Here is a 25,520-nt window from a genome sequence, read left to right on the forward strand (position 1 = left end):
ACGCCGTCCTCGCCGCCGTCGGCTACAACTTCCGCCGCCTGATCTGCTGGCTCAGGCTCTCGTTGTGGCAAATCCTGGCCATCCTCTTCGCCCGACCCCGAATCAATCCAGCCTGAATTCAGGGTTCTTCACGGACGACGACCTTCTCATCGTCGAAAGCACGCAAGGGGATCCTTATGCTGGCCTCATCGCCGCCGATGAATCCAAGATTAGATTATCGCCATCGTGAGCCGCCGCGCGACCCTTAAGCGACCCGCCGCATCCTAGGATGGCTGCGTTGCGGCGGATTTGCGAATTTCAAACCTAGCCGCGCGAACTGGGTCGATCAACGGACCACGTCCGCGGCCGTCCATCAGCCATGATCGCGGCACGCCGAATGCATCTGCGTAGATGCGGCCAGTTTCAGCATTGAAATAGCGAGCCGCGATTTCGTGGGCGCGATAGGTGCCTTGGTGCCACCCAAACCTGACCGCGGCCTCCCGGCTGGACTTGAAGCTGGCCGCCTTTCGGGCAGCGTGCAGACGGACGGTTGGGCCGGTCCGAGCCCCCTTATAATGCTCCTTCATCCCCGATCTTCCCGACGGCCTCTCCCTGTCGGTTTGGCCGTGCCCGTCAATTTCAAGGACTCGTTTACCGAGTGGAAGTCTGTCTTCCTAGCGCCTTGTTTCGATTTGAAGCGGGAATGCCGGCCGGCGAAGCCACCGCGTTCGAGGTTGATATCGCTCGGTTGCGCTTGGTGACGTTCGGTTTTCGGCCAACAGGGGCCCAAACGGACGAGAATTTCTGCATAACTATTGGTTATCACCAAGCTTCATGATTTTTGCCAAATCAGTAACTTTGTTAACTGATCAGGAAAATCGGGTGTTTTAACCCGTTTTCATGCCGTTTCAGGCCAATTTTGGCCTCCTCATCCTTTCTTAGACCCTTTTCGGCCGGTTTGGCACCAACTGCGGGCCAAATTTTATTACTTTGAGGTATTTAGGTAGCGAAAATTGGGTTCTCCAGGCACCAAGAATTTGGTCGGGTTTTTCGGCAAACCACTCGTCGATGAAAGCTGTGGGAGAGCTCGATCGGCGGCCACATTCTCAGCCGGACAAGCGCGTATCGTCGGCCTTCCACCGGAAGGCGCAGCTCGGCTTCTCGGTCTAAATGCGCCGTTGCAATAAATTATTGTAAATACGCAACGGAGTTTTATTGAGATGATCAGCATAATACTATTGATGTTGAACAGCATTATACTATTGTATTCGCACGACATCAAACTATCGGAACCTCGCGAGCTGGAACATGCCCTCCCTCCACGAAAAACTCGCCCAGTCCCTCACCGAGCTGAAGACCCTCAGCAACGGCGGAAAGCGACGAATCTTCCGGAGCGACGAACTTTCGCGCACCCACCGCGAACGGCTGGTGGAGGCCGGGTTCCTGAAGGAGATCATCAAAGGATGGGTGCTGATGACGCGACCCGAGGAGCGGTCGGGCGACAGCACGTCCTGGTACTCGTCGTTCTGGGAGTTTTGCCGCGCCTACTGCAACGAGCGCTTCAAGAGTGACTGGGTCCTCTCGGCAGAAAGTTCAATCCCGCTACTTGCAGAAAATCTTAACGTTCCGAAGCAGGTCGTGATCGCGGCACCGACCGCCAATAACCAAACCCAGCCCCTCCTCCATGGCACCTCCCTCTATCTGTACAAGGCGACCAAACTGCCGGTGACCCCGGTCGAGACCGCCGGGGTTCAGACCTTTCCGGCGCCGCAGGCGATCTGCGCTGCCGCACCAGCTTTCTGGCAGACGCAGAAGAACGACGTCATCGCCCTGCTCGGTTCGCAGAGGAATGCCAGTGCAATCCTAAAAGTCCTCCTGGAAGGCGGACATGCGGCCGTGGCGGGGCGCATCGCCGGGGCGTACCGACTGCTGGGTAACACGCGGGCCGCCGACGATATCGTCACCGCGATGACGGCGGGCGGGCACGATGTCAGGGAAGATGCCGATCCATTCAAGGCGCCGGTACCGATGCAGCTTCCAAGCCGGGCCACGCCGCCAATCATGACGCGAATCCGTCTCATATGGGCGGAGATGCGCGAAAAGGTGTTAGCAAATTTCAAGCTTGAGCCGCGGCGTATCAAGGATCATGACGGATATCTGGCCGCGATCGACGAACGATACACCTCGGACGCGTACCACTCGCTTTCTATCGAAGGCTACTCGGTCACGGAGGAACTGATCGAGAAGGTCAAGACCGGGAAATGGGATGCCAACGGCAGCGATGGAGATCGCAAACAAAGGGATGCAATGGCCGCGAAGGGCTACTGGGATGCGTTCCAGCTGGTCCGTGGCGCGGTGGCCCGCGTGCTCAACGGCGAGGACGCCGCCGAGATCGCCGATCGGGAGCACCTCGACTGGTACCGGGCCCTCTTTCAGCCCTCAGTTCAAGCCGGCATCATCAAGCCCGAAAACCTCGCCGGCTATCGAACTCACTTCGTTTTCATCAGGAACTCGGGACACACACCGGTCGCTTGGGAATCGGTACCTGACGCCATGGAGGCTTTTCTTGATTGCCTGAAGGAGGAGAAGGATCCGCGCGTGAGAGCTGTGCTGGGACACTTCGTATTCACCTTCATACACCCTCTTCCAGACGGCAATGGCCGAACGGGCCGCTTCCTCATGAATGTCATGATGGCATCGGGAGGACTGCCTTGGACAATCATTCCCGTCGGCAGACGCGACGAATACATGCGGGCACTCGAGAGCGCGAGCGTACAAGGTGATGTCGGTCCCTTCGCCGCATTCCTGGCAGACTGTTGTCGTCGTGAACCGCCTCCGCCCCGGCAGAGCCTTCCGGGAGAAGTCCAAGCACTGGCGGACCTCGGTTGAGCATCGCGCCGGACTAGGCCCGGCAAAAAGCCCAGTGTCACCAAATCGCGCGCGCAAGTTGCGAGCCATCGCACGGCGAGATGCCGACGTGACCGGCGCCCGTGGGCTAACCGGAGCGCGCGCGATCATGATCGGGATGACCACCATGATGATGATCAGCGATCAAGCTGACCAGCACCGATCCCGATCGGCGTGATCCCGATCATCATCCTCGGCGGCATCAGCATGCCGATGTCCAGGAGCAGCAGCAGCACGCCATTCCTCTGTCAGCCTCAGAACGGACGGTGGGAGGCCGTTCTCGGCTGCAAGGTCGAGGTGCTGACCAAGGGCTTTCTTTCTCTCGACCCGCGCGGCAGCGCGCGGATGCCGAACAACAGTTCGGCGATAGTGACGCTGGAGAAAAACAGCGTCTCGGCCGCCTGGGCGTCGAGCCAATCACGGACCGATGGATGCGGTTCGGGCTTCATCGCCTCGGAGACCACATTGGTATCGAGCAGGATCATTCGAAGCGCATCGGCTCAGCGGGACGCGCGTCGCGGCCATGTTCAAGTGTCTCGACATCGGCATTGGTGAGGCCGATCTTCCGGCTCATCTCCGAAAGGGCGGTGCCGAGCCGCAGCCGGCCATCGGGACGCAGGGCGGCCTCCAGAATGGCGCGCATTTCCGCTTCCGCGCTGCGATTGTGCTGCGCCGCGCGGACTTTCCCCTTGTGGCAGCACCATTCTCAAGCGCGATCGTGCTGCACGACCGGGTCCACGAAGGTGATATGCAACGTGATCGGCCCTCTGGAACCGTCGAGCAACACGCGAAGCCTGCTGCGCGTAGCACCGAACCCGAGAACGACTCCTTGCTTGCCGCTCAGACGCGGTCCAGCCGCTTCGCAAACGACTACACGCTCACCCACGGTCCAGTCGTGGAGCGTACTTTCACTGGCGCATGCCACTTTGAGTGTCCCAGGACTTTACCCGTCCCAATTCCAACCACGCCGAAAGAGACGATCTGCACATCGGGTCCCTCCGGTCCGACACGCCTCGAATTGCTGCAAGACTCGCATAATCGCGGCCCGACGCCTAGTCGAATTATGTGTATGGCGAGCTCTGCCTGGCGGTTCAGGGCCGCACTGGATCCACCAGTTGGAGTACGAACCTCCCGAATGCTGGTCTACTTTGAATTGGAGGATCCTTTTTGCAGTGGCGTTTATCAATTGGTCTAGGAGGGCCTAACGGGCGCTCTCAGGGCATGAGCGTTCTGTCCACCGTCGCGACGATATCCGCGACCGTGCTGGCATCGCGGTGGTGCTGTTCACGACGCATGACCATTCGGAGGTTGAGGACGATGACTGCCACAAAACTCTCGCGACCCTTCCGTGAAAGAAATGCTCTCGAGCACCTGGGACCGGGAGCTGTCGAAAGATCTTGCCCAGGAAGTCGAGATCTGCACAGGCGACCGCGCGAAACGTTCGCCGAGATGCGCCGCTTCCTTGCCGTCAAGGGCTACCGGGAATTTCTGCCGGCCGCAGAAGGCTCGCGTAAAAAATCGCCGAAGACGCGCTGAACTTGGTCGCTCACGCGATACGCTCCTACGCGCTCGAGAGGCCGGCTCTATCCGCCGCGCCTTTCCGGAGCGCGGCCGTGATTGTTCCGAGTGGGGCGACGCTCGTGAAAACCTGCATACGCTGATAATCGGCGTCCTAGCCGAATTACGGGCTGTTCGGCGAAGCCGCCGAGAACGCCCTCACTACGTTGAGGAGTCTCGTTCGCGCCTACGTGCTGAACGAACTCATGCACACGGTCGTGGGATCGATTCCTACGACGAAGCATTCGACAAGGCCTTCCAGGTCTTTCGTGCCAGGGCTGCCGGCTTTCGCTTCCTCGAGAGGCGGCCGGGGCGAGCGGGCCGTTGCGGCAGGAGCTTGCGTACGTCGCCGATCAAGAGGAAGGATGGGCCTCCCTGTAGGGGATCGAGGTAAGGTCTGGCAACGGCGCTGGCCGAGATTTTGGGTTGGATGCGCTCTACGGCCGGACGCCAGGGGGAGAAATACTGCAATTGCGGCGGACCAGCTACGTCCGCGCAAAGGACATTGCGCTGGCGCAACGGCGGCCCCGGCCGGCTTCAATAAGAAAGCATCACACCAGAATTGGGAGCGTATTGGGCATGAAGAAAACAGAGAAGACTTATCCCATTCTTGAAGGCCCCCTGCATGTTTTCAGTAACTGGCTGAGGCATCGCCGTGAAATCCGTGAGTTGCATCAACTCTACTGCGGCACGAAATCGCGCCCGACCTGCGCGTCACGCCTGCAGACCTCGATGCGTGGTCAAGGACGCTTGCGGCTGACGAATTGCCCCAGTTACTGAAGGTTCTCGGCATCGACCACGAGGATGTCTCGCGATCGAAGCCGGCAGTGCTGCGCGACCGCGGGTTTGCACCCAATGCGACCGGACGCGTGAGTGCAACAACGATGTCGAGATCAGGGTGGGTACCAGAGATTACGAAGATTACTGCCTCAACGCTCCAACGATGCAAGCGCTCGGCAGCGGCCTGGAGGGCCACCGGTCCTGAACGAGCGGCATCTCGCCCGTAGATCTACCGTGCGTTAGTCCCGCTAAGAGATGACACCGAATTCACCGTGTCGCGGTCTCTCGCATCCTCCGGCCATCAGCAAGGAGATCGCCGATGCTTCCGCCCGCACTCTACACCACCCAGCCTTCCAGGACGCGCTCCGCGCCCTCGCCGTCCGCTGCGTTCGGCGGCTGGTCGGCCAGCCGGCGCTCGTGGCCAGCGAATTCGCAAGCGGCAAGGACAAGGAGATCTTTGGCGAGGGCCCACCGCATCGCGGCCGAAGCGATCCTCAAGACCACGGTGCGCCTGGTAAACCGGGCGAGCCCGGACAAGGCGGCCAATACAGACATTCAGGTCCGCGCAAGCTCTGGGTCCTGACGGCCGGCGAGCTGAAGCACGCGGAGGACCACATGCTGCTGCTCGGCCGCAAGAACGCCATGGAGGGTCGCGACCTTCCTGCTCGAGACGGACATCCCGCACCGCGGCCGCCGGCCTGATGGCCGTCCGAGTGCCGCCGTGATATCGGCGACTATCTCGGCCTCATCCTGGAGACGGTCTCGCGAGCCCTGTCAGAGCTTCACGCGAAGGCCTTCTCGGCTTCTCCGGAGCGCGCCAGATCGTGCTGCGCAATCGCCAGCATTTGCCGGACATGGAGGTCGGACTCCCACCACGCCGCCGGTCCGTTCAGTTGCGTCGCCTTCGATTGGGAACAACGCCCCCCACGCAGTGACACAACCTGTCGTCATAACAAACCTGGTCAACCCTCTATCAATGACGACAGGGATGCTCTCCCATTCACTGGAAGTCCGCCGCACCTCGTGCGGAAGGCTACCCCTTTACCGCTTAGCCCGGGCCTCTTGCGGCGGCTCGTCGTCGGCAATTGCCCGCCACGCTGCGCCGTCGAAGTCGTCATACTGACCGCTCCGAAGCGACCAGAGGAAGGCGACGAGGCCTGCACCTCCGAGTGCCAGCGCCAGCGGGACTAGGATCACCAGGATTTCCATCGCGCAATCTCCCGCGACGCGCTACGCCCCCGCAGCGAATTCAGCATGACCAGGATCGACGAGCCGCTCATCGCGGCTGCTGCGATCAGGGGCGTCACGACGCCGCTGATCGCGATCGGCACCGCCAGGACATTATAAGCGATCGCGAGCCAGAGGTTTTGCCGCATCAGGCGCAGCGCCTTGCGCGCGGAATCGATGGCCGCGACGACCGGCGCCAGCGGCCGGCCGAGGAAGATGAGATCGGCGGTCGCCCGGCTGAGATGCGCGGCCGAGATCGGCGACATCGAGGCATGAGCGGCCGCTAGCGACGGCGCATCGTTCATGCCGTCGCCGACCATCAGCACCTTGGCGCCGCGCCGCTTCAATTCCTCGATCCGCGCGATCTTGTCGGCGGGCGTGACGCCGGCGCGCCACTCGGGAACGCCGAGAGAATAGGCCGCCGCCCTCACCGCCGGCTCGCGATCGCCGGAGAGAATTTCGACGCCGATGTTGCGCGCCTTCAGCGCCGCGATCACGGCTTGCGCATCCGCGCGGAGGCCCTGACGCACCGAAAGGATGAATTTTTCGGCCCCCTTGCAGAAAGCCACGCTGGAGGCTTCGGGATCTAGATCGGCACCGTCGCCGACCAAGGCATCGGCGCCGCAGAACGACGGACGGCCGAGACGAATCTCGACGCCGTCGACCGTTGCCCGCACGCCCTGCCCGGCCTCCTCGATTGCACCCACGATCGGCGATTTGGCGACGGCGGCCTGCGCGACCGCGGCGGCCACCGGATGATGGCTCGACAGTGCAAGTCGACCGGCGAGGTCGAACATGTCCGCGGGGATGTCGGCCGCATTCGTCACCTCTAGATCCGGCAGGGTGAGCGTGCCGGTCTTGTCGAAGATGACATGATCGGCTTCGGCCAGCCGCTCGATGGCGTCGCCGGAATTGAGCAGCACCCCGGATTTGAACATGGCGCCGGAAGCGACAGTCTGCACCGTGGGAATCGCAAGGCCGAGCGCGCAGGGACAGGTGATGATCAGCACGGCGACGCCGGTGACGATCGCGTCGTGCCAGCCAGCACCCGCGATGACCCAGCCGAGGATAGTGATGAGTGCGGTCGCATGCAGCACGGGCGCGTAGAGCCGCGAGGCGCGGTCGGCGAGCCGCATGTGGCGCGAGCGCCCCTGCAGCGCATTGTCGAGCAGCCGGGTGATCTCGGCGAGCAGCGTCGCCTCTGAGGCCGCCGAGACCCGCACCCGCAACGTGCCCGAGATGTTCATCGATCCCGCATAGACCGGCGTGCCCTGCTCGGCGGTGACATAGAGCGTCTCGCCGGTGATCAGGCTCTGGTCAATCTCGGAGCGCCCCTCGATCACGGTGCCGTCGACCGCGCAGCGCTCGCCGGGCCGCAACAGCAAGATATCGCCGGGATGAATCGCCGCCACCGGCACCTGCGAAATTTCATCGGGGCCGACGAACTTCGCCGCGGTCTCCGCCTTCAGCGCGGCGAGATTGCCCGCGACCGCGCGGGTCCGCCGCCGCATGTTCTGGTCGAGGAAGCGGCCGACCAAAAGAAACGTGAGCAGCATGATCGCCGCGTCGAAATAGGCGTGCTCGGCGTGGTGGATGGTCTCGACCACGGACATGCCCAGCGCGAGGCACACGCCGATCGAGATCGGCACGTCCATGTTGGTGGTCTTGTGCGACAGCGCGCGCCAGGCCGAACGGAAGAACGGCTGGCCGGCATAGGCTGCCGCCGGCAGCGCGATCAGCGCCGACAGCCAGTGGAAGAAGTCGCGCTGCTCCGGCAACATGTCCGAGACATTGCCGGACCACACCGGGATCGACAGCATCATCACGTTCATGGTGGCGAACGCGGCGACGCCGAGACAGCGCAGCAGGAAGCGCGATTCGGCAACTTCAGTCGCCTCCGCGCTCTCGGTCTCGTAAGGGTAGGCCTTGTAGCCGAGCTCTTCCAGCCGATCGATGAGACGGCTTGGGTCGAGCGTGCCCTGCTTCCATTCCAGCGCGACGCGCCGGTCGGTGAGGTTCACCCGCGCCAGCGTGACGTCGGGAATCGCCGACAGTCCGCGCTCGATCCTGGCCATGCATCCGGCGCAGTGAACGCCGTCGACGGCGAGATCGATGTGCTGGACGCCTTCGCCCGCGGTCCGGACGTAGTGCGAAAAGTCCCGCGTGATCCGCATGGCGAAATCCTTCAGTTCAGAATCACGCGGTTGCGTGACAGGAAGACGCGCGTCCCCCGCGCCTCACCCTCGATCACCAGGTCCCACTGGCCCGGCGCGACGGACGCGGCATCGCCGCGATAGAGGCCGATGCCCGCCTCGGTGAGCTCGACGGCGAGATCAGCGCGCTTGTCGGTCGGCCGCTCCAGGCGTCCGCCGAACCTCAACCCGCTCACCGGCTGCCCGGCAGCGTCGCGCGCTTCGACCTGGAGCACGGCATTGCCATCGGCGCGCCGCTCGATATGAGCGTTAACCTGCCATTTGCGCGCGGCTTGGTCCTGCGCCGCCGAGATCTCGCGGTCATAAGTGAGGCCTGCGGCATAGGGGCTGTCGACGTCGGTGCCGGGCAGCGTCGCGATCGCGAGCTTCATCATGGTGACGTTGACGCCGATCACGCCGCCGAAGAAGGCGACCAGCATCAGGAACACCTTGGTCCCGGTGAGCGGCTTGGATGCCATGGGTGTCTCCTGGACTTACGGCGAGACGAAATTGTCGGTGGCGGATGCGGCCTCGCCGAGCCCGATATCGGTGACGTCGAAGCGGACGGGAATCGACTTCTCCGGATTGCTCTGCGCCGGCGCGGTCACGAGCGTGCGCAGCTCGCTGGTGGAGTCGCGGGGGATCACGATCATCGGCCGGTCCGGCGTCACGGAGTCGACGCCGATGACGTGAATGGTCGCGTTGACCGGGCCGTTGGCGTCGATGGCGATGACGCGGTCATAGCCGCTCTTGTTCAGCAGCCGGACCGTGTAGGCGTTGCGGATCGAGCCGTCGCTGAGCCTGACCGCGACCGGATTGCGGTCGTGCAGCACGTTGACGTCGAGCAGGCTGCGGGTCGCGAGGGTGTAGATCATGATGCCGCCGACGGCCGCGATGATCGCGCTGTAGGCGACAGTGCGGGGCCGGACGATGCGGTAGACCGGCGCCTTGCCTTCCTGGCGGCGATGGATGTTGATGTCGTTGTCGTAGCCGATCAGCCGCTTCGGCCGGCCGATCTTGGTCATCACGTTGTCGCAGGCGTCGATGCAGAGCCCGCACTGGATGCATTCGAGCTGCGGCCCGTTGCGGATATCGATGCCGGTCGGGCAGACCGCGACGCATTGATAGCAATCGACGCAGTCGCCTGCGTGCTCGCCGAGCGCACGCAGCTCGGCGGCCTTCTTGACCGAGGTACGCTTCTCGCCGCGATCGTAGCGGTAGGTGACGTTGAGCGCCCATTCGTCGGTGAGCGCCGCCTGGATCCGCGGCCAGGGGCACATATAGACGCAGACCTGCTCGCGCATGAATCCGGCGAGCACATTGGTCGTCGCGGTGAGGATGCCGATCCAGGCGTAGGCGATCATCGGCGCCTGAAAGGTGACGAGCTCCTTCACCAGCGTCGGCGCGTCGTTGAAGTAGAGCACCCAGGCGCCGCCGGTCCACCAGGCAATCAGGAGCCAGATCGAATGCTTGAGCACGATCTCCAAGATGCGCTCGAGGCTCATCGGATCGGACGATTTGTCCTTCTTCATCCGCTCGCGCCGATCGCCTTCGATCAGGCGCTCGACAGCGTAGAACAGGTCGGTCCAGACCGTCTGCGGACAGAGATAGCCGCACCAGATGCGGCCGCCGACCGAGTTCATCAGGAACAACGCCACCGCGGCGACGATCAACAGGCCCGTGAAGTAGTAGACCTCCTGCGGCCACAGCTCGATGAAGAAGAAGTAGAAGCGGCTGTTGGGCAGATCGATCAGCACCGCCTGGCTGGGGGCGCCGAGACCGCGGTTCCAGCGCACGAAGGGCAGCAAGTAGTAGAAGCCGAGGCAGAACGCCATCAGGCCCCATTTGATCCGGCGGAAGGTGCCGGAGACGCTCTGCGGATAGACTTTCTTCTGGGCCACATAGAGCGGCCCGTAATCGTCGTCCGATGTGAGCTCGTTCGGGTTCACGGTCTTGTTCATCGCCTGGAGCTTCTCGAGAGGTGCGATTAAACCTAGACCCGACGCCGCGGCGTCCATTGATCCAGCGCAAACGGCAGCACTTTTGTTAGCCCCCGTTTTCTGCCGATCTGCTATTTTCCACCGCCCAGCGAGTGGACGTAGACCGCCATGGCCTTGATGGTGGCCGGATCGAGCCGCCCCTCCCAGGCCGGCATCACGCCGGCGCGACCCAGGCTGATGGTCTCGATCAGGCTCGCCTCGTCCGAGCCATAGAGCCAGATCTTGTCGGTGAGATTCGGCGCGCCCATCTCGGGGTTGCCCTTGCCGCCGTCGCCATGGCAGGCGACGCAATTCTCCGCGAAGATCTTTTCGCCCTTCGCCGCGTCGTAGCCCTTGCGGGTCGACAAGCCCGATAGCGACCGCACGTAATTGGCGACCGTGACGATCTCGTCGCCCTTCAGCACGCCGTCCTTGCCGAAGGCGAGCATTTGACCCTCATGCGCCTTGGCGTGACCGGAACGCGCGCCGAACTGGATGGTCTGCATGATCTGGTCGAGCGTGCCGCCCCACAGCCAGTCGTCGTCGTTCAGGTTCGGATAGCCTTTCGCGCCGGCGCCGCCGCTGCCGTGACACGGTGCGCAATTGTCGCCGAACACGGTCTTCCCCTTGGCGCGGGCAAGCGCCAGCAAGGCCGGATCCTTCTCGATGTCGGCGAGCGAGGCCGCACCGAGCGCCACCATTTTGTCGCCGCGGATCTTCTCGAGATTGGCGAGCTCGACTGCGACGTCGGCGCGGGACGAGTATCCGAACATGCCCGTGGTATTGCTGGAGATCAGCGGCCAGGCCGGATAGACGAGCCAGTAGCCGATCGCCCAGACGATGGTGAGGTAGAAGGTGACTACCCACCAGCGCGGCAGCGGCGTGTTGAGCTCCTTGATGCCGTCCCACTCGTGCCCGGTCGTGGACCTGCCGGTGACAGAATCGATGTCGCTATGATGATCGGTCATGATCTCTCACTCGTCCCGCAACGGCAGGTGTGCCGCTTCGTCGAAAGCGGCCTTGTTGCGAGGCCAAAATGCGTAGGCGATGATCGCGAGAAAGATCGCGATGAAGACCGGCGTCCAGATCGTGGTCACGAGACCGGACGCAAGATTGTCGAGTGTCAGGATGGCTTTCATCGTTGATGCCTTCTCAGCGAAGATTGGCTTTCTCGTTGTAGATCTTGAAGTCGACCAGCGTGCCGAGCATCTGCAAATATGCGATCAGCGCGTCCATCTCGGTCGGCGTGCCGGTCTTGCCGTCGAAATTGCGCACGACGGCCTTGTAGCGCTTGCTGAAGGCATCGCTGCCGGAGTTGTCCGGATCGGCCTGGGCCTTCATATCGGCGCCGGCGCTCGCGATCTGATCGTCGGTGTAGGGCACCCCGACGGTTCTCAGCGTACGCATGTGGTCGGCGATCATGTCGGGATCGACCTCCGTCTGACTGAGGAACGGATAGCCCGGCATCACCGACTGCGGCACGATCGCGCGCGGGTTGGTCAGATGGGTGACGTGCCAGTCGTCGGAATATTTGGCGCCGACGCGAGCAAGGTCGGGACCGGTGCGCTTGGAGCCCCACTGGAACGGGTGGTCGAACATGCTCTCGGCGGCGAGCGAGAAGTGGCCGTAGCGCTCGACCTCGTCGCGCAGGGGGCGGATCATCTGCGAGTGGCAGAGATAACAGCCTTCGCGGACGTAGACGTTGCGGCCTGCGAGCTCCAGTGGCGTATAGGGCCTGACACCGTCGACCGCCTCGATCGTGCTCTTGAGGTAGAACAGCGGCGTGATCTCGACGAGACCGCCGATCGCGATCACCAGCAGGATGCCGACGATCAGGATGATCGAGTTCTTTTCGAAGACTTGATGGCGTGTCCAGAACGACATGGAAAACTCCTCATTCCGCCGGCTGAAGAGCGACGGGCCTCTGGACTTCCGCTTCGCCGACGCGAACCGTCATCCAGAGATTGTAGGCCATGATCATCGCGCCGATCAGGAACAGGGCGCCGCCGGCGGCGCGGATGATGTAGAAGGGATGCATCGCCTCGACCGTCTCAATGAAGGAATATTCGAGGAAGCCGAGCGAGGTGTAGGCGCGCCACATCAGACCCTGGAGGATGCCCGACACCCACATCGCCGAGATGTAGAGAACGATGCCGAGGGTTGCGATCCAGAAGTGCCAGTTGACGAGCTTCAGGCTGTAGAGGCCCTTGCGATTCCAGACCCACGGCACCAGGCAGTAGAGCGCGCCGAAGGAGACGAAGCCGACCCAGCCGAGCGCGCCGGAATGCACGTGACCGATGGTCCAGTCGGTGTAGTGGCTGAGCGAGTTGACCACCTTGATCGACATCATCGGGCCTTCGAAGGTCGACATGCCGTAGAAGGCGACGGAGACGACGAGCATGCGCAGCACAGGGTCGGTGCGCAGCTTGTCCCAGGCGCCCGACAGCGTCATCAGGCCGTTGATCATGCCGCCCCAGGAGGGCATCCACAGCATGATCGAGAAGGTCATGCCCAGCGTCTGCGTCCAGTCCGGCAGCGCCGTATAGTGCAGATGGTGGGGACCTGCCCAGATGTAGAGGAAGATCAGCGCCCAGAAGTGGATGATCGACAGCCGATAGGAATAGATCGGCCGCTCGGCGCGCTTCGGGATGAAGTAGTACATGATGGCGAGGAAGCCGGCGGTCAGGAAGAAGCCGACCGCGTTATGGCCGTACCACCACTGGAACATGGCGTCCTGGATGCCGCCCCAGGCGACGTAGGATTTGGAGCCAAACACCGAGACCGGGAGGGCCGGATTGTTGCCGAGATGCAGGACCGCGATCGTCACGATGAAGGCGAGATAGAACCAGTTTGCGACGAAGATGTGCGGTTCCTTGCGCATGATGATGGTGGCAAGGAAGACGAGCAGATAGGCTACCCACACAATCGTCAGCCAGAGATCGGCGTACCATTCCGGCTCGGCATATTCCTTCGACTGGGTGACGCCGAGCAGATAGCCGGTGCCGGCGATCAGGATGAAGAAATTGTAGCCGATTACGACGAACCAGGGCGCGAGGTCGCCGGCCAAGCGCACGCGGCAGCTCTTCTGGACGACGTAGAAGGACGTCGCGATCAGCACGTTGCCGCCGAAGGCGAAGATCACCGCGGAGGTGTGCAGAGGACGCAGACGGCCGAAGCTGGTCCAGGGCAGATCGAAGTTCAGCGCCGGCCAGGCCAGTTGCGAGGCGATGATCAGGCCGACGAGGAAGCCTGCGATGCCCCAGAACATCGCCATGAAGGAGGAAAACTTGATCGGGCCCATGTTGTAGTTGGGGCGGCCGTTGATCTCCGCCGGCGGCAGCGCCGCCGCGCGATCGAAGTACCGGTTGATGATGCAGAACACCGCGGCCAGGCTCGCGGCCGCGCTCAGCGCAGCGTGGAAGGCGAAGGGCGCGTCGAGCGCCTTGGCCGAGGCGATTAAGCAGAAGAAGGCGGTGACTGCGAACACGACAGCCAGGCCGCTTTCACCTGACGTCATGGATTTGGAGAGGGCGGGCTGGCTCATGCGGATTCTCTCTGAAAGAACACGCCGCCAGAAACCACATCCGCCCTCGCGGGGAATTGATTGAAATCAAGCTAGCTGGATTTCCGTTGATGTGAGACCGATGCGGATCAGGGAGTAGTCGTCAATTGCTTGCGCACGGCACGGCGCACACCGCGAAGCATTGCCTCCGGAAAATCACGGAGCTTGAAATCGCGGGATCAGTCCCGCGCGGTGGCCTTGAGCGCCGCGATGACGTCCTCGCGGGCGATGATGCCGACCAGCTTCCTTGCGCCGTCGAGCACGATGATGCTCCTGATGCGATGCTCGACCATGATCTGGAGCACGCGCGTCAGCGTTGTGTCGGGGCTGACATAGATGAACTCGGGCGTCATGACGTCGCCGATCTTGCGGCTCATCAGGTCGGGATAGCGCGGCAGCATCTGGCTCGGCGTGAAGGCGAAACACTTCAGGATGTCGAATTTGGTGACGATGCCGACCACCTGCCCGTCATCCTCGACTGGATAGGAGTTGAAATCGTCGCGCTCGAACATCTCGCTGAGTTCGAGCAGGTCGAGATCGCACTGAGCCGTCCGTACGTTGCGTGTCATGTAGCCGCCGACGGTCTGTTCAAGAGACTTGTACACGGCGCGTCCTCCTGGATTGGTCTGGGTTCGCCGGCCGTCAGTGCGACAGCAACACGCGGGGCCGATTGCGTCATCAGATCATGCGTGGCGCCGCCGAGGATCAGCTCGCGGAAGCGCGAATGACCGTAGGCGCCGGCGACGATCAAGCCGGCGCCGATGTTATAGGCGATCTTCTCTAATTGCGCGGCGGCGGTTTGGTTTCTCGCGGCTTCCGGGATGCGCGCGATCGCAGCGAGGCCGTGGCGAGCGAGCCATGTGGCAACGTCCGTGACGCGCCCCATCGTGGCCGAGCCGTCGCCAGCGTATTCCGGAAGCTCGACGATGGTTATGTCCTTCGCGTTGCGCAGCCTCGGCAATGCATCGACAACCGCCCGCCGTGCCTCGGGCGTGTCCTTCCAGACTATGAGCACGCTACGCAGATCGAGCCAGTTGACTCCGTCGGTTACCATCAGGAGCGGCCGGCCAGCCTGCATTACCAGATCCTTCAGGCTTGCAAGCGAAAAGGCATCGGAGAAAGCGGGCTATATCCGCCGCTGACGACGATGTCGGCGCACCGCACCTGCGCCAGGACAAACCGCCTGGGAAAATCCAGGGCGCTGCGCCATTCCGAGTGTCCGCCGCGCGCCTTCGTCGCGGCGCGGATTGCGCCTCCAGCTCGGCAAGGCGTTCCTGACGGACGCCTGCTCCCGATCGATCAGCCCTAGGGCCTCGGCGCCATCTGCGAAATAGAGCGGCGGAGCGAACTGCGCCGCGGCAACGCCGACAATGGTCGCCTCGAACCGCTCGGCGAGTTCGCCCGCGACCTGAAGACGCGCCTCGTTGGGCTGATCGAGCGCCAGGCTGACCACCACGGTCGGATATGTCATCGGGAGCCTCCGGGCAGTACGTTGCTGTGGAAATCTAGCCGCGCCGACGCAAGGCAGGATGAGGTAGATCAATTTTCGGCGCCCAGTTGGGAGAAATCCGCCGATCAGACATCCGAACTTGCCTCCGGTCCGGCCTTGGGCGAAATTGCCGCCACGGGACCCCGCCGCGGGAGAATGGGAGCAATAGCTTGTCGCTGAGCCGCGTAACGCATCCGCCAGAGGACGCTCGCGGCGAGCATTTCGGCGTCCGGATCGAAGGCTTTGGCGTCGGCACCTGGGATCTCGATCTCAGGACGCGCGACCTGGAGTGGTCGGAAACCGCGAGAATGCTGCTCGGCATCGAACGGAATCAACCGGCGAGCTATGAACTCCTTCTCTCGCGCCTCGGTCCCGCGGACCGCGCGCGCCTGGAGAGCGCGATCGAGCATGTCGTCGACCACGGCGGCGGCTTCGACGTATCCTTCAGAGTTGCCAATGCCTCAGGCCTGGGGCGCTGGATTCGCGCCCGGGCAGGTCTCATCCGGGACGACGCCGGTGCCGCCCGCCATCTCAGCGGCATCTTTCTCGACGTCAACGAGGAGAAACAGGTTGAGGAGGCACTGCGCACCCGCGAGACTCACCTCCAGTCGATCCTCCAGACCATTCCCGATGCAATGATCGTCATCGACGGCCACGGCATCATCGAGCTCTTCAGCACGGCGGCCGAGCGCCTGTTCGGCTGGCCCGAGCAGGAGGCCATCGGCCAGAACGTCAGCATCCTGATGCCTGAGCCCGACTGCACCCGCCACGACGGCTACATCGCGCGCTACCGCACCACCGGAGATCCGCATATCATCGGCATCGGGCGTATCGCGACAGGCAAGCGCCACGACGGAACCACCTTTCCGATGCATCTGGCGATCGGCGAGATGCAGTCGGGCGCCGAGCCTTATTTCACCGGATTCATCCGCGACCTCACCGAGCATCAACAGACCCAGGCGCGGCTCCAGGAATTGCAGTCCGAGCTCGTCCATGTCTCGCGGCTGACCGCGATGGGCGAGATGGCCTCTGCGCTCGCCCACGAGCTCAACCAGCCGCTGGCGGCGATCAGCAATTATATGAAGGGCTCGCGACGGCTGCTCGCCGGCAGCAGCGATCCGAACACACGGAAGATCGAAAGCGCGCTGGACCGCGCCGCCGAACAGGCGTTGCGCGCCGGCCAGATCATCCGGCGCTTACGCGACTTCGTGTCTCGCGGCGAGTCCGAGAAGCGGGTCGAGAGCCTGTCCAAGCTGATCGAGGAAGCCGGCGCGCTTGGGCTTGCCGGCGCCCGCGAGCAGAACGTGCAGCTCCGCTTCAATCTCGATCCGGACGCCGATCTCGTCCTCGCCGACCGGGTGCAGATCCAGCAAGTCCTGGTCAATCTGTTTCGCAATGCGCTGGAAGCGATGGCGCAGTCGCCGCGGCGCGAGCTCGTTATTGCCAACAGCCGCATCGCCGATGATGTGATCGAAGTGGAGGTGTCCGACAGCGGGTCCGGCTTCCAGCGCGATGTCATTTCAAACCTGTTTCAGACCTTCTTCACCACCAAGGAGACCGGCATGGGCGTGGGACTGTCCATCAGCCGCTCCATCATCGAGGCTCACGGCGGCCGCATGTGGGCCGAGAGCAACGCATCGGGTGGCGCAACATTCCGCTTCACCCTCCCGGCAGCCGACGAGAACTGATTCATGACAACCAAGGGACATGTCTACGTCATCGACGACGACGAGGCGATGCGGGACTCGCTGAACTTCCTGCTGGATTCCTGCGGCTTCGGCGTCACCCTATTCGACAATGCGCAACGCTTCCTCGGCGCCCTGCCCGGCCTCGCCTTCGGCTGCGTAGTCTCGGACATCCGCATGCCGGGCGTTGACGGAATCGAGCTTCTCAAGTGCATGAAGGCGCAGCACAGTCCGTTCCCGATCGTGATCATGACCGGTCACGGCGACGTGCCGCTCGCAGTCGAAGCGATGAAGCTTGGTGCGGTCGACTTCCTGGAAAAGCCGTTCGAGGACGACCGCCTCGTCACCATGATCGAGGCCGCGATCCGCCGGGCCGAACCGGTCGCCAAGAACGAGGCTATGGCGCAGGATATGGCCGCCCGTGTGGCCTCGTTGAGCCCGCGCGAGCACCAGATCATGGAGGGGCTGATCGCAGGTCTCTCCAATAAGCTGATCGCCCGCGAATACGACATCAGCCCGCGCACGATCGAGGTCTACCGGGCCAATGTGATGACCAAGATGCAGGCCAACAGCCTCTCGGAACTGGTCCGGCTGGCGATGCGCGCCGGCATGCTGAAGGATTGAGGCAGGTCAAGGCACGTGTGCGGGCCTGTGGTAGCCACGCAGGCATGATCGAGATCGGCTCGCCCCATCAGCGGCCCCCAGGCGCATCGGCAAAGCCCACCGTCTACGTGGTCGACGACGATGCCGCTGTGCTGGGATCCCTGCGCTTCCTGCTGGAAACCGAGGGCTTTGCCGTGCGGACCTTCAGGAGCGCTCCGGCGCTGCTCAATGCGACGACCCCGCCCGGCGCGGACTGCTACGTGATCGACTACAAGATGCCTGACATCAATGGCATCGAGTTGGCCTGGCGGCTGCGCCAATCCGACGCCGACAGGCCCGTGATCCTGATCACCGGCTATCCCGACGGAAATATCTCGGTAAAGGCAGCGGCGGCAGGGATCACGGACGTGATTTTGAAGCCGCTCCTCGATGAAAACCTAGCGAAATGCATCCGCCACGCCATCCAGGACAGGCGCGGCCACTGACCTACGGGATTCTCCGTAGGTAAACCTCCTTAAGATAACGCTCGAAATTTCCGGATCGCGCGATCCCGCGTACCAATGCACCATCACAACGGAGATGGCGCAGATGCTGACCCAGACGCTCAAGACCCAGGCGATTAAGACCCATATCGGCGGTAAGATCGCTCCCGCGCTTTCCGTTTCCGAACAGTTCGGCGCGATCGCCGGACATGCCGGCCTCGTTGCCACCGAGTTCTCTTATCGCAAGGACGAGGAGATCTATGGCGAGGACGAGCCCGCCGAATATGTCTATCAGGTCGTCTCCGGCGCGGTGCGCAGCTACAAGCTGCTCTCCGACGGCCGCCGTCAGATCGGCGCGTTCCATCTTCCCGGTGACGTGTTCGGCCTCGAACCCGGCCAGACGCATCGCCTTGCGGCCGAAGCGATTATCGCCACCAGCGTACGCCTCGTGGAGCGAGCCAGCCTCGAAAGGTCTGCCAGCACCGACGTACAGGTCGCGCGCAAGCTCTGGGTCATGACGGCGGGCGAGCTGCGTCACGCCGAAGATCACATGTTGCTGCTGGGGCGCAAGACGGCGATGGAGCGTGTTGCAACCTTCCTGCTCGAAATGGATCGCCGCCTCGCCGTCGCCGGCATGATGGCACTGCCGATGTGTCGGCGCGATATCGGCGACTATCTCGGCCTCACGCTCGAGACCGTGTCGCGCGCGCTCTCGCAGCTTCACGCAAAGCGCATACTCGGCTTCTCCGGCGCCCGCCAGATCGTACTGCGCAACCGCCAGCGCCTGCACAATCTCGATGCCGGATCGCTTTCACCCGGCCGCGTTTCTCCTCTCCGACTTGGCCCGCCGAACGCATTTCGGCGGGCCTTTCTTGCCGCAATCAAGCCGCGGGCTGCGTTTCCGGCCAAGAGGATCAGAGTCGCCAAAACGTGTGCCAACTGCTGCGGCGGAGTTGAAGCCCAAAACGACCAAACCGGTTCGACCTCTCCCATCAGGTTGTGGCCTAGCAGCCGGCCTGACGTTACGGTGCGCGCAGGCGAATGCGGCGCGGATGTTGACGTCCTCTAGATCATCCTGATTTCGCGGTACTGGGCCTGCTGGCAGCTCTCGCACCAGTGACGCTGGTCTGGATCTCAGTCCGGGTCCTTCAATGCCGAATCCTGAAGACAGCTTTGTCGAGCCCGCCGCAATCTCCCCTACGAGGCCGACTGGACGAGAGATGGGACCCTCGGCTTGGACCGACTTTCCGCCGCAAGACGCTACGGGCGTCCGATCAAGTAGCCTTGCATCTCATAGAGCCCTCCTGGACAAGGAGCGACATTTGGACCTTCGTTTCGATCCCTTCAGCAAGCACCGGCACGCCAAGACCCTGAGCGAGCCGATGACAGCGCGAACGATGGCCAACGATCGCTCGTTCTGTCCAAGCGAGCCAACGAATGCCCGATAGATCTTGATCCAGTCGAGAGGGTATTCCTCGTTGGTAGGACAACGAGGAATACCCGGTCCCGAAGTCGTCCAGCGCGATCAGGATGCCGAAGCTCTTGAGCGATTGCATCGTCTTCTTCGCGCGCAAGACATCCTCGATCAGCACGCCTTCGGTGATCTCGAGCTCGAGGCCGGCCAGCGACAGCCCGCTTTCGCCCAGCACCTTTCGGACTTGCGCATCGAGGTTCTCCCTGCGGAATTGCGCGGCCGAGACGTTGACGGCGATCCTCAAGAGTCGGTTCCACGACGCGGCCTCACGGCAAGCTTCCATCAGCACCCGGTCGTCAATCTGGGCAATCGAACAGCCTCAGAGCGCCGCTCACGCCGCTTAAGCGCGATCAGCCTACCGCCAAAAAGGCCTTGCCCGCTCAGGCATGTCGAGGGGATATCGCATGACAGAACTGTCGGGTGGGACGCGCTTTTTGAAGCCAAGCGACCGGGCCGGAAAGTTCCGGCAGGCGATCGCCCATGGAAACAAAGCCATTACGGATCGGTCCGCCACTTGGGGCTTCTCGGAGAGAGCCGATCCGCTCACCATCCCTCCAAGGCGAACGCGAGCGAGCGTTTCGCCCAGAACAAGGCGAGAGGGCCGCTCGGCGGAGCACAACCAGGACACAGAAAGCGAGGCCCTCGGAGGTGGTACCAGGGGGTGGCGCGATGAATATCGCAACCGCCCGGCCAAGGTCTTCGGCGGGATAGCGACGCTGTGGCCCTGCCGGCAATCGTCAAAACACCCAGAAGCCCGCAAGGCAACCCCGGTGAACTTACCGAGACAACTGGTCTCCACGAGGTCATAACTGGTTCTGCACGATATGACCAGTGTTGAATGTCGCTCGCAACCGAGACTAACCTGGAATCTGCACCGGCAGTGCGGAATAACCGTGCACAAAATTGGATTGAACTCGCTCCGGTTCGCCGACCACCTTTACCTCCAGAGATCGCTTCAGCATCTCCTGCCACAGGATTTTCAGCTGCAGCTCTGCAAGATGCCTACCCATGCAACGATGAATCCCAAAGCCAAAAGAGAGATGTTGCCGTACATGTTCTCGATCGATGATGAAGCTGTTGGGGCTAGCAATAACGTCGTCGTCTCGGTTGCCAGAGATGTACCACATCACAACTTTATCGCCTCGCCTGATTTGCTTGTGCCCTATCGTGAAATCGTCCAAAGCGGTCCGGCGCATATGGGCGATAGGCGTTTGGTATCGTATAATCTCGGATACCGCCCCCGGCACTAGCGAAGCATCATCGCGGAGTTTTCGCAGTTGGGACGGATTTTGACTCATGAACAAGACGCCACCGGTAATTGAGTTGCGCGTAGTATCGTTACCTCCAACAATCAGCAGAATGAGGTTGCCCAGGAACTCACATGGCTCCATGTTTCGGGTCGCCGGTGAATGCGCCATCATAGAGATTAGGTCAGCGCGCGGCTCGGATTTTGCCCGTTCGCTCCAAAGCCGTGTGAAATAGTCCAAGCACTCGGACAGCACCGCCTTTCGCTTTTCCCAGCTGTCAATCTGGTGGCCCATTTGTGGACTCAAGGCGGCTACGTCCGACCAGTAGGTCAGCAGCCGTCGATCTTGAAAGGGAAAGTCGAACAGCGTGGCCAGCATTTGGGTCGTCAACTCGATGGAGACTCTATCGACCCAGTTGAAGGTATCATTGCGCGGCAAACCGTCCAAGATCTTCTGAACCCGCGAGCGGATCAAGCCTTCAAGCTTCGCCAGGTTCTCCGATGCTGCGATCGGACTGACAGTCTTACGCTGCTGAGCATGGACAGGAGGACTCATCTTAATAAAACTGGGAGTCCAATACTTCTGCGGCGGGTCCACAATTGTGACGCTTCGCTCTGACGAGAATATTGTGTGATTTGAATCCACGGCTACGATGTCGCGGTATTTTGTTATCGACCAATATGGACCGTACGGGCTGTCTTCGCAATAATGGACGGGATCTTCCCTTCGCAGCCGCTCGAAACAAGGCCAAACGGTATCATCTTCAAAGCGCTTGGGCTCGCTTACATCAAGGCGGCTCAGCGGGATGTCAGCCTCCTCGCAAGCGTTCTCTGCCGATAAGTCTGTCATGATTGTCTCGCGGACATTGGCGTGCAATTTTGAAAGCTCGGCTCATGCGCTATTTGCACTCGCATGGAAGCTCGGTCGAAACACAACGAGCTGGGCCCTCCAGTAACAATGTGTGACGCATGTCCATGGCTGGGCTTCGCGAGAGCTCGCACAATCGTCAGAACTCTGAAATTATCTTACGGCCTAAGTTACTTGGGAACTTGGTTCGGCCCCCGTCGATAAAGATAGTGGAAAGGCGAGCGAAGCTCCCCTATCAAGATTGGGGAGGCGCGCGAACTCGCTTTTGTGGTAGTCAACATCAGGACGCAAGCACTCGCCGCGATGGCACCCAGCGGCACGCCCGGTTGCCACTCGACTACTTATATTGCGCGAGCAGATGGGACCCTAATCACGGTAGGGACTAAGAAGAGAGCGCGGTTTGCCAAGGACACTCGTTTTTCCTTCACTCGCGATGCGGGCTTTCGTAGAACAGGAGACCAAACCGGCGATCGTGCGCGAGCCGGACGAAGAGTAAACTAACCTGACGTCACAACTGGCACTAAAGTAGCGTCCATGCGCTGGAATAAAAGAGAATTGGCACAGCTGGAAAAGCTCTGGGCCGCGGGACAGAGTGCCGCGCAGATCGCGCGTCATCTCGAGTGCAGTCGCAACGCAGTTTGCGGCAGGCTAGCTCGGTTGGGCCTCACTCGAGGTCACAAGCCACCAACAGCAAAACCCAAGATAGACCCGCCCCGAAGCGAGGGCCGACGGCGATGGCGGCTGGTCGCGATTGCGTCGGAACGAAGCTGTCGCAAAAGGCGCTAGATAGCCAGCCTCAAGAAATGAGCAAGCGGCAGCTTTACGCGATGCTAGCTGAGGCAGTCAGGAATACCGCGTAGAACTATCAGGCGCGCCGCGATCTCCCGGGCTATGCGCCGTACTTGGTCCATCCGGACGATTTGCTTGTTGGTTTGCGCGCTTTGTGGCTATGGGACGAACAGTGGCGTCGAGTAGAATGTTCGCGGCGGAGGCTCGATCGTAGGTCAAGTCATCCAATCTCAAGAGGCTGGATGCACTGAATTAGAAGAAGAATGCGTTCTGGTTCTTGAGCCTGTTTTCGGTTATGCGTCTTCGGGGAAGCGCCCGACGTCCTGGTTTGCGCCGTGTTTGGAAGTTTCTGCACACGCCGTGCCCGACGAAGTACACGAGCTCGGGTGAAGCCGCTTGACCGTGAGCCTGTCCCGACGGAACCTCCGACAGGTACCGCCCCGGCGTCGGTGACAAGCTCAGCCTTGGAGCAACTTCACGGACCGCCGAGCTCTCGAGATATTGTCTGACGTCGGTCAAAATAGACTCCTGCAGTGCCCAGACACACGAAGACGACCACCACCCACCATAGGTGCCTTGACGATCTGTGCAAAACCGGTGGCAAGTCTGAAACGGCTGTTCAATTGCATCGATCACTTCTCGCTCGCCTACCCGGCTCATTACTTTTTCCATACCAACTGCGAGAACACACTCACGCCAACAGCCGTGGCGCCGCGCGACACCGACGATCCTCGCATTGGTGAAGTTCGACTATGTACCGGGATGTCCCCGAGGCGGCGCAGGATCCCTGGGTGGATGGGGAATACGCCAGGCAGAAGTCAACTACCAAACCTTGTAAGTTGATGAAGATTGCGAGGCGACGTATCAATTTTGATCGATGAACTTCGCACGAGTCAGGTCGTGGAGCAGTTCGAGCTCTAGCAGCGTCAACGGCCCCGGTGGATGTCTCGTTGGCGAACGTCGGAGATTAGCGAAGCGGAGTTGAATCTGGGGCCCCGCCGTGGCCGTGTTGATTCGAGTATCTCGCCTGCAGCAGTTGTTCTCTGTCTTCGAGAGGAACGGCTTGCTATCCCACACCGCGTTTCGTCAGCAGATCGGCCGTCACGCAAGCTTCCAATTGTCTAGCGACATTCCGGACTACTGTCGGCAAAAAGGAATGCAAAAGACTTCGCTTGCGACCACAAACTTCGTAAACATAGGATAACAATCGTTGCAGACCTCGGTCCTGGAAAAGTATTGCGATGCTCGCCTTCCTTGGTACACCATCTATCCAACTGTAGCCCAGTTCTCCACGGTGGTCGGCGCCGAAGCCTCTGAGAAATGGCTGCAGCGCCTGCCGGTTAATGAGTCCGTGTCGCTCTATTTCCACGTTCCGTTCTGTCGATCGATTTGCTGGTATTGCGGCTTCGCTCGAAGCATCACTCGCCGGGATTCACCCATCCTAGAATATTTGGCGGTTCTTCGTAAGGAGATCGAGTTGGTCGCGGCGCAGGTGCCGCAACGGCTGCCTGTGAGCGACGTGCACTTCGGCGGTGGAACGCCGACCCTCATCGAGCCCGCGCAGTTCGGGGCACTGATGGAACTTCTGCGCCGCCGCTTTGCGGTTTCGAAAACGGCCGCCATCGCTGTTGAGATCGACCCCCGCACGTTCACGCTCGCCACATCCGAAGCGTTAGCGGCTGCCGGCGTGAACCGCGCGAGCCTGGGCGTCCAGAGCTTCGATCCAATTGTTCAAAAGGCCATTAACCGCGTTCAGAGTGAGGCACAAACAGAGCGCGCTGTCGAAATGCTGCGGCAGCATGGAGTAATGCGCATCAACTTCGACCTCATCTACGGTCTGCCAAATCAGACGGTGCAGTCCTGCGTTCAGACCGCGACTACGGCGGTGGCCATGCGACCAGACCGGCTTGCGGTATTCGGCTACGCGCACGTTCCTTCCTTTAAGAAGAATCAGCGCCTGATCGACGAGGCAGCGCTGCCAGACAGCCCTGCCCGTGCAGAACAGGCCGCGGCAATGGCCAATACACTGATTGCTGCGGGCTACCGCCAAATCGGACTTGACCATTTCGCCTTGCCGGACGATGAGCTCGCGCTGGCGCAGAAAGCCGGTCGCCTGCGGCGGAACTCACTGGGTTACTCGGCCGACACCTGCCATAAAGTCATCGGTTTCGGCCCGTCGGCCATCGGCCGAGTTGGCGATGGTTACGTCCAGAATGAAGTTGCAGCGGGTTCTTACAGCGGCCAAATCAAAGCCGGCCGTCTGGCGACGTCAAAGGGCTACTGTCTCAGCCTCGAAGACCGCGTCCGGGCCGCAATCATCGAGCGGCTGATGTGCGATTTCGAGGTCGACGTGCCGGCAATTTGCATTGCTCATGGATTTGACCCGGTCCCGTTCCTCGGTTCACCCGAACGCTTGGCAATGCTCGCCGAGGATGGGATCGTGGAGGTGGAAAAGGGATTCATCCGCGTGAGGCAGGAGCATCGTTTTCTAACTCGCGCTGTGGCCGCCGCATTCGATGCTTATCTCGGCGCGCCGCTCTGTTAAGGCCAGCCAAGGAGCGCTGATCGTATGAATGCATTACCTTCCGTTACGCGCCCAGAAGCCCGGGTAACGAGTTTCGCTCACCTGGTGCACTCACGTACAGCGCCAAATTCGTAAAGGACGCCGTGCGCAGCTGCGCGACGAGAGCCGGCCCGGCCC

Annotated in this window: 19 protein-coding genes and 4 pseudogenes; 8 read left to right on the top strand and 15 right to left on the bottom strand. The window is 61.7% G+C overall.

The window, feature by feature from the left end; translation table 11 throughout:
• Positions 1-1,287 precede the first annotated feature (1,287 nt).
• Positions 1,288-2,868, top strand: a complete 1,581-nt coding sequence (locus tag IVA78_RS24525; protein WP_247468295.1) for a Fic family protein — start codon at positions 1,288-1,290, stop codon at positions 2,866-2,868.
• Between the two features lie 329 nt (positions 2,869-3,197).
• Here IVA78_RS24525 and IVA78_RS24530 read toward each other — a convergent pair.
• A pseudogene (locus IVA78_RS24530) lies at positions 3,198-3,371 on the bottom strand (PIN domain-containing protein); the annotation flags it as partial.
• Positions 3,368-3,571, bottom strand: a pseudogene (locus IVA78_RS24535) (plasmid stabilization protein); the annotation flags it as partial. The pseudogenes IVA78_RS24535 and IVA78_RS24530, both read right to left, overlap by 4 nt.
• Before the next feature lie 2,118 nt (positions 3,572-5,689).
• On the opposite strand from IVA78_RS24535, the pseudogene IVA78_RS24540 reads away from it, so the two are divergent.
• A pseudogene (locus IVA78_RS24540) lies at positions 5,690-6,083 on the top strand (helix-turn-helix domain-containing protein); the annotation flags it as partial.
• Between the two features lie 181 nt (positions 6,084-6,264).
• Here the strand turns inward: IVA78_RS24540 and ccoS are convergent.
• The 11 genes from ccoS to IVA78_RS24595 form a co-directional block, all read right to left on the bottom strand.
• Positions 6,265-6,432, bottom strand: a complete 168-nt coding sequence (gene ccoS / locus IVA78_RS24545; protein ID WP_247468297.1) for a cbb3-type cytochrome oxidase assembly protein CcoS — start codon at positions 6,430-6,432, stop codon at positions 6,265-6,267.
• The gene (locus IVA78_RS24550; protein ID WP_247468300.1) at positions 6,417-8,624 is read right to left on the bottom strand and encodes a cation-translocating P-type ATPase; all 2,208 of its coding nucleotides are present in this window, start codon (positions 8,622-8,624) and stop codon (positions 6,417-6,419) included. The genes ccoS and IVA78_RS24550 overlap by 16 nt, the downstream gene beginning before the upstream one ends.
• A gap of 11 nt (positions 8,625-8,635) precedes the next feature.
• Positions 8,636-9,121, bottom strand: a complete 486-nt coding sequence (locus IVA78_RS24555; RefSeq protein WP_247418532.1) for a FixH family protein — start codon at positions 9,119-9,121, stop codon at positions 8,636-8,638.
• Positions 9,122-9,136: 15 nt separating this feature from the next.
• Positions 9,137-10,603 carry a cytochrome c oxidase accessory protein CcoG gene (gene ccoG / locus IVA78_RS24560; protein WP_247468302.1) on the bottom strand — a complete coding sequence of 489 codons (1,467 nt, stop codon included), beginning with the start codon at positions 10,601-10,603 and terminating at the stop codon, positions 9,137-9,139.
• 110 nt (positions 10,604-10,713) lie between these two features.
• A complete protein-coding gene (ccoP, locus tag IVA78_RS24565) occupies positions 10,714-11,589 on the bottom strand; it encodes a cytochrome-c oxidase, cbb3-type subunit III (RefSeq protein WP_247468305.1) in 876 nt (291 codons plus the stop codon).
• A gap of 6 nt (positions 11,590-11,595) precedes the next feature.
• Positions 11,596-11,760: a cbb3-type cytochrome c oxidase subunit 3 gene (locus IVA78_RS24570; protein WP_247468308.1), complete on the bottom strand. Its 165-nt coding sequence runs from the start codon at positions 11,758-11,760 to the stop codon at positions 11,596-11,598.
• A gap of 13 nt (positions 11,761-11,773) precedes the next feature.
• Positions 11,774-12,505: a cytochrome-c oxidase, cbb3-type subunit II gene (gene ccoO, locus IVA78_RS24575; protein ID WP_247468311.1), complete on the bottom strand. Its 732-nt coding sequence runs from the start codon at positions 12,503-12,505 to the stop codon at positions 11,774-11,776.
• Positions 12,506-12,515: 10 nt separating this feature from the next.
• Positions 12,516-14,165 (bottom strand): cytochrome-c oxidase, cbb3-type subunit I, encoded by a 1,650-nt coding sequence (gene ccoN, locus IVA78_RS24580; protein ID WP_247468314.1) that lies wholly within the window; start codon positions 14,163-14,165, stop codon positions 12,516-12,518.
• A gap of 197 nt (positions 14,166-14,362) precedes the next feature.
• Complete coding sequence (locus IVA78_RS24585) at positions 14,363-14,788, bottom strand: CBS domain-containing protein (RefSeq protein ID WP_247418527.1); 426 nt, start codon at positions 14,786-14,788, stop codon at positions 14,363-14,365.
• Positions 14,749-15,261, bottom strand: a complete 513-nt coding sequence (locus IVA78_RS24590; protein ID WP_247468320.1) for a universal stress protein — start codon at positions 15,259-15,261, stop codon at positions 14,749-14,751. Before IVA78_RS24590 ends, IVA78_RS24585 begins: the two co-directional genes overlap by 40 nt.
• A gap of 48 nt (positions 15,262-15,309) precedes the next feature.
• Complete coding sequence (locus tag IVA78_RS24595; protein ID WP_247278987.1) at positions 15,310-15,654, bottom strand: hypothetical protein; 345 nt, start codon at positions 15,652-15,654, stop codon at positions 15,310-15,312.
• Positions 15,655-15,842: 188 nt separating this feature from the next.
• Between IVA78_RS24595 and fixL the strand changes: the two genes are divergently transcribed.
• From fixL to IVA78_RS24615, 4 genes and pseudogenes are all read left to right on the top strand, one after another.
• Complete coding sequence (fixL, locus tag IVA78_RS24600) at positions 15,843-17,360, top strand: sensor protein FixL (protein ID WP_247468323.1); 1,518 nt, start codon at positions 15,843-15,845, stop codon at positions 17,358-17,360.
• 3 nt (positions 17,361-17,363) lie between these two features.
• Complete coding sequence (gene fixJ, locus IVA78_RS24605) at positions 17,364-17,981, top strand: response regulator FixJ (RefSeq protein ID WP_247468326.1); 618 nt, start codon at positions 17,364-17,366, stop codon at positions 17,979-17,981.
• A gap of 44 nt (positions 17,982-18,025) precedes the next feature.
• Positions 18,026-18,445 carry a response regulator gene (locus IVA78_RS24610; RefSeq protein WP_247278990.1) on the top strand — a complete coding sequence of 140 codons (420 nt, stop codon included), beginning with the start codon at positions 18,026-18,028 and terminating at the stop codon, positions 18,443-18,445.
• Between the two features lie 103 nt (positions 18,446-18,548).
• Positions 18,549-19,244 (top strand): annotated as a pseudogene (locus IVA78_RS24615) (helix-turn-helix domain-containing protein); the annotation flags it as partial.
• 472 nt (positions 19,245-19,716) lie between these two features.
• Here IVA78_RS24615 and IVA78_RS24620 read toward each other — a convergent pair.
• Positions 19,717-20,199, bottom strand: coding sequence for an EAL domain-containing protein (locus tag IVA78_RS24620; RefSeq protein ID WP_247468342.1), 483 nt, complete (start codon positions 20,197-20,199; stop codon positions 19,717-19,719).
• Positions 20,200-20,773: 574 nt separating this feature from the next.
• Positions 20,774-22,012: a cytochrome P450 gene (locus tag IVA78_RS24625; RefSeq protein ID WP_247468328.1), complete on the bottom strand. Its 1,239-nt coding sequence runs from the start codon at positions 22,010-22,012 to the stop codon at positions 20,774-20,776.
• Between the two features lie 552 nt (positions 22,013-22,564).
• Between IVA78_RS24625 and IVA78_RS24630 the strand changes: the two genes are divergently transcribed.
• Together IVA78_RS24630 and hemN are read left to right on the top strand one after the other, a co-directional pair.
• Positions 22,565-22,816 (top strand): GcrA family cell cycle regulator, encoded by a 252-nt coding sequence (locus IVA78_RS24630; protein WP_247468330.1) that lies wholly within the window; start codon positions 22,565-22,567, stop codon positions 22,814-22,816.
• 1,213 nt (positions 22,817-24,029) lie between these two features.
• Positions 24,030-25,364 (top strand): oxygen-independent coproporphyrinogen III oxidase, encoded by a 1,335-nt coding sequence (hemN, locus tag IVA78_RS24635; RefSeq protein ID WP_247468332.1) that lies wholly within the window; start codon positions 24,030-24,032, stop codon positions 25,362-25,364.
• Positions 25,365-25,520: the final 156 nt, after the last annotated feature.

Origin of the sequence: Bradyrhizobium sp. 137 (assembly GCF_023074095.1) — a bacterium.
Classification (GTDB): Bacteria; Pseudomonadota; Alphaproteobacteria; order Rhizobiales; family Xanthobacteraceae; genus Bradyrhizobium.